Here is a 4,356-nt window from a genome sequence, read left to right as displayed (position 1 = left end):
ATTTAATGGTTTCTTTTTATGATGAGGCATTAATTTTATTCGAACGACATTTAAAGAAAGGTTTTAGCGTAACTCCTATTAATATTACAGCAGAGGAATTAAATGAACTATATGAAAAAACAGTTTTCCATGTTTTTCCTGCGGAGGAAATAATCCCCTTCAGTCAAAGCTCACTGCGAAGATTCTAAATCCTAACATTTTATATTGACCAGTCACGAACGGGCCTCTCTTAAAGCCCCAATGTTCTTTTCATTCTCCGTTTGATGCTGTCAACTGAATTAGTGGTCCAGTGCGTACCGCGTGCTGGATTAATCCCTAATTCGTTTAGTCTTGAGATAATAGCCTTGTTGCTGGACTGAATGCTCTGGCGCTTTGACTCCTCAACCATCTGAGTAATCACATCCTTCGCAGTTGTAGCTGTAGTGACTTCTGATGCACCGGCTGGCGCTGGATCATGCCCCGGCGCAGTTGCTGAGCTACTCAGCAATGCTTCCATCTGACCAATTAGTACCTCCATCCGTGATTCTGGAGATAGTGATTCACTCGGTTTACCCAGCTTCTCCAGAACAGCCGCCAGCATCCATGCCGTTTTATCCTTTCCTGAAATCCTTACTGCTTGCTCTATCTCCCCGGCAACATCTGCCGGAACCCTGAACGAAAAAAGCCTGCTTGGTTTTTTGTCTGTCATCTGTACACACCGTAAACGTAGATATGCCAATGGTCCGTATTGCCTGCTGTAAACACGTATACAGCCTGAATGCATGAAACATTAATATCCCTATTATTGCAATAATTATTTATCATGTTGCATTTTATGCAATACTAAATACTGTGTTTATATCAGGGTTTCGGAGGGTTTATGACCAGCAAAGCGAGAGTGAAGCCCATTCTTCTCAGTCAGGAACAGGTGAATTCTTTGGTGCGTATACAGGCAGAGGAGCGGGCTAAATCGCCGCTTGGGATCACGCCCAGCCTCCACGCCATCGCGCGGGGAATTATGGATAAAGCACTGAGTAAGCGCGTTCTGCCTTAGTCAGCCAGATAATCACAGTGACGGATATATCGATGAAATCATTCAAACACCTCTTTAGCAACAATAGCAAAGCAACTGCAGGAACGGGTCCTTTCGGGCACCTTTTCAGCGCCAGTAACGATGCCCCGGCGCTGCTTGACCAGACTAAGCAACAAGAGAAGGTAATTATCGTTGCCAAGCCGAGTCAGCACAGCCGGGAGCATAACGTTGCCGTTTCGGACGAAGCCAAAGCCAATCCCATTCTGGCTATGCGCCTGCTGAATGACACAGACCTATCGTCAAAGAAAATTATTACTCAACTGACTGATGCGCCACAGGCACTGTCCAAATTTACCCAGAATTTCATGGAAACGAGAGATCCGACCTGGGAGTTTCAGGACGAGGAAGACCAGGTACTAACAGCTTTAAATTACTCAAATCGGCATAGTGATGCGAACGGCTATCGTGCTGGTCGTGAACGTGCTGCCCGGGCGTTGGAGAAACTAAAAGAGCCGCTGACCGACGATGAGCACCAGTCATTCCTGGAAGCCATGAACCAGATGGCGAATGAAGATAACCCGAATACGCCGGACAACGTGGAGGCCCGGCGCCAGGCTGATGAAGAATACAAACAGGAAGTGGCCAATGCGACTGCCCGGCGTAATCAGCGTATGCGTGCGACCGGTGTCGTTCTGCCGGGTGACAGCAAGCGTGTAAGCGGTAAAGCTGCCAATCCAGTGAATGAAGCGTCGCTGATCAAGTCACGTCTGGACGTTGGCCTGCCCGCTACTGATACGTCAGCACAATAACTGGTGAGCGGCATGAGAGACTTCAGTCACCTCAATTTCGAAAGTTACAGCCCGCAAATCAGCGGGCCGTTTGGCCTGCGCTCACCGGAACAGCGCCGCATGTTGTCGCTGTTCGGCGGCGATACTCAGGCAGATGAACCAGAAAAGTTATCGTCGCACTCTAATGCCCATCAGATAGCCGTCACCCGGGCAGCAAGGAACAACCCCATTCTTGCGCTGAAGCTCATTGAACGCGGCGAACCGGCCGAGCTGGCTATTGAGACGTTGGCCGTCAGCGCTCGCCACCTAAGCAACTTCACGAAGCGAAAAATGAATACCGTGTGTTCTGGCTGGGAATGTCTGGATACGGAAGATCGCAATCTCGAGGTTTTCACATACAGCACACTTCATCAGGACAGCAACGGGTATAGCGCTGGGTTCAATGCGGCTCTCAGGGCACTGGATAAATTCGTGGAGTCGTAGGCAGTTGAAGACTTAAGAATCTGCCTGCCAGTTGCTGCTGGTGTTGCCTGAATGCTTTACAGAACAACGCGGAAGGCCCAGAAAAAAATGGGTCCTTCCCCGGTCCTTTTTATTGCACGGGCATTGCACGCCGCGTGGTTTCACTAGCTATGAAATTTTGAATTTGATTGACACTTTACACTTGTCACTTTTTGTTGCGCGATTGTTAATTATCAGGGATGGCAAGGTCTGGCGGGAAATTGGCGGTGATTTTGATTGACAGTTTGATTGACACTTTTCCGGCTGAAAGTGTCAAGTTGACAGAAAAAGTGTCAAGCGGTTGACACTTTACAGTTTGATTGACACTTTGCCGCCCGCCGGTTGACAGATCGCAGAGGTGGCCACGACAGAACGGGAGTCAGCACAATGAGTTTTATGAGCGTCAGCCAGTATGCAAAACACGCCGGCATGAGTCGCCAGGCACTTTACACCTGGGAAGCCAAACAGGGGTTTCCGGCGCGGGTAGGCGGCAAGATTGATCAGGCGGCCTGTGATACCTATCTGAGGCAGTTTCGTGATAGTCATGATCCGCGCATGAAAAACGCCACCGGAAAAACGACATCCGCTAAGAGCCAGCCCATAGCCGGTAAAGAGCTGGTGGAAATAAGCGTTGCTGATATTAAGCGGCGTTTAGCCCAGTGCACGGGCCGGGCTGCTGATATGGACGAAGACGAACGTGCAGCGCTGGCGGCTAAAGCCGTAGGCCTCTATCTGAGTGAAGGGCCAAATAATCCGCCTATGACGTTTGGCGGCTACCGGCTGGCGATGAATGATTGCCCTCAATGGGAGCCTGAAATTGTCGCAGGTGGTGCGTTCGGCCTTTCTGCTGTTGATGTTGTCGGCCACTGCCGGGAATATGTGCTCTACGTGGTCGAGGATGAGTCTGATACCTACCCAGTGATCCCAGCATTGCTCTACGCACTCGGAAATGATGAGTAATATAGCGGCATTAGAGCCGCACTCCTCAAGCTTTTAGAGCTTCGTAATGATATATTTCGAAGTAGAGCGCTAAACTTACAGTGTTGGAAATCGGTTTTGGTGACAACATTTCACTATGAGATCACCTTAGGTGATAGTTTATAATATCCTTGCTGAGGTGATTGAAATACTAAGTAAGACCGGGTGAATGGGTCTTGGGAACCTTCGTAATTAGTTATATACTAATTGATTGTGCTGGGATTGCATTCAGAATCCAGCATTCTTGATGCGTATAGTTTATTGTTAATTCCGTAACATATTGTGCTTGTACCGCATCTAACACTAATTGTGTTTGTGGTGATGGTGCAGCACTATGCGCGCTCTTAGCTGTAGTCCATTGAGCGTGTAAACCTATGGAATTAACAAAGGATTGGATTTTAATTGTTTTATTCATCGAGTTTGAAGATACACCAGCATACTTATAGGAATCCATTATTGTTAGCTGGCCATCACCATCAACATCAATGGGATTAAAAAACCACTTAAAAACATGTAACAGAAATAAATTAGCAATCCAGGAGGCGTTTCCAGCAAGTAGAGCTTCTGTAGTCGACGAGCTCAAACTTTCATGTAGATTAGTTGCGCCAATGAAAATGACATCTGGACCTTTGGTTCCATGGTAGGTTTGGCCTCTTCCTGCACCGATATAGTTGAAAGTCCCTGCATAGCATTGACCTAGATAAACAACAGCTTGCTTGAGATTGGGTGTCGATTTTATACATTGCAAAAGCATAAACGGAGTTATTGGTTGCGGAGAACTGATCCCGTTCATACTTCCGTGACCTGTGACAAAAAGCACCATGTTTTCATATGTATTTTGAGCAGAAGAGGCAAAAAAATCATTAACTGTTAAAACATTATATTGATTGTTCGTACCAGTTGATATCCATTGGTTAATCATTCCCATGTTTTGCCCATCAATGTATATATAGATGTCAGCGGGGTTTATACCTGACGATTCTAAACAATGAATCCCAAAAAGCAAATCACGTACGTGTCTGTCTTCTGGATCAGGAGCATCAGAAGCTAAAAATAAAACCCATTTTGTATTAGTGC

At 47.0% G+C, this 4,356-nt stretch carries 7 protein-coding genes; 5 read left to right on the top strand and 2 right to left on the bottom strand.

Going from position 1 to position 4,356, the window contains the following annotated elements:
* On the top strand, positions 1 to 188 hold a 188-nt coding region (locus J1785_RS03035), incomplete at its 5' end, for a hypothetical protein (protein WP_217218778.1).
* A 41-nt stretch (positions 189 to 229) separates the two neighbouring features.
* Here the strand turns inward: J1785_RS03035 and J1785_RS03030 are convergent.
* Complete coding sequence (locus J1785_RS03030) at positions 230 to 688, bottom strand: hypothetical protein (protein WP_217218777.1); 459 nt, start codon at positions 686 to 688, stop codon at positions 230 to 232.
* A gap of 171 nt (positions 689 to 859) precedes the next feature.
* Here J1785_RS03030 and J1785_RS03025 point away from each other — a divergent pair, with 171 nt between their 5' ends.
* The 4 genes from J1785_RS03025 (at position 860) to J1785_RS03010 (ending at position 3,261) form a co-directional block, all read left to right on the top strand.
* A complete protein-coding gene (locus J1785_RS03025) occupies positions 860 to 1,033 on the top strand; it encodes a hypothetical protein (protein ID WP_217218776.1) in 174 nt (57 codons plus the stop codon).
* 32 nt (positions 1,034 to 1,065) lie between these two features.
* Positions 1,066 to 1,821, top strand: a complete 756-nt coding sequence (locus J1785_RS03020) for a hypothetical protein (protein ID WP_238483046.1) — start codon at positions 1,066 to 1,068, stop codon at positions 1,819 to 1,821.
* A gap of 12 nt (positions 1,822 to 1,833) precedes the next feature.
* A complete protein-coding gene (locus J1785_RS03015; protein ID WP_217218775.1) occupies positions 1,834 to 2,283 on the top strand; it encodes a hypothetical protein in 450 nt (149 codons plus the stop codon).
* A 405-nt stretch (positions 2,284 to 2,688) separates the two neighbouring features.
* The gene (locus tag J1785_RS03010; protein WP_217218774.1) at positions 2,689 to 3,261 is read left to right on the top strand and encodes a hypothetical protein; all 573 of its coding nucleotides are present in this window, start codon (positions 2,689 to 2,691) and stop codon (positions 3,259 to 3,261) included.
* 214 nt (positions 3,262 to 3,475) lie between these two features.
* Here J1785_RS03010 and J1785_RS03005 read toward each other — a convergent pair.
* Positions 3,476 to 4,356: hypothetical protein (locus J1785_RS03005; protein WP_238483045.1), on the bottom strand; the 881-nt coding region annotated here is incomplete at its 5' end.

Source organism: Rahnella perminowiae, from assembly GCF_019049755.1.
In the GTDB taxonomy this organism is placed as follows: domain Bacteria; phylum Pseudomonadota; class Gammaproteobacteria; order Enterobacterales; family Enterobacteriaceae; genus Rahnella; species Rahnella perminowiae.
This window is presented reverse-complemented; position numbering and strand designations above follow the sequence as displayed.

Bases quoted from the DNA above. Each gene is read 5' to 3' on its own strand.
- J1785_RS03030 (WP_217218777.1), bottom strand. From the start codon at position 688: ATGACAGACAAAAAACCAAGCAGGCTTTTTTCGTTCAGGGTTCCGGCA.
- J1785_RS03025 (WP_217218776.1), top strand. From the start codon at position 860: ATGACCAGCAAAGCGAGAGTGAAGCCCATTCTTCTCAGTCAGGAACAG.
- J1785_RS03020 (WP_238483046.1), top strand. From the start codon at position 1,066: ATGAAATCATTCAAACACCTCTTTAGCAACAATAGCAAAGCAACTGCA.
- J1785_RS03015 (WP_217218775.1), top strand. From the start codon at position 1,834: ATGAGAGACTTCAGTCACCTCAATTTCGAAAGTTACAGCCCGCAAATC.
- J1785_RS03010 (WP_217218774.1), top strand. From the start codon at position 2,689: ATGAGTTTTATGAGCGTCAGCCAGTATGCAAAACACGCCGGCATGAGT.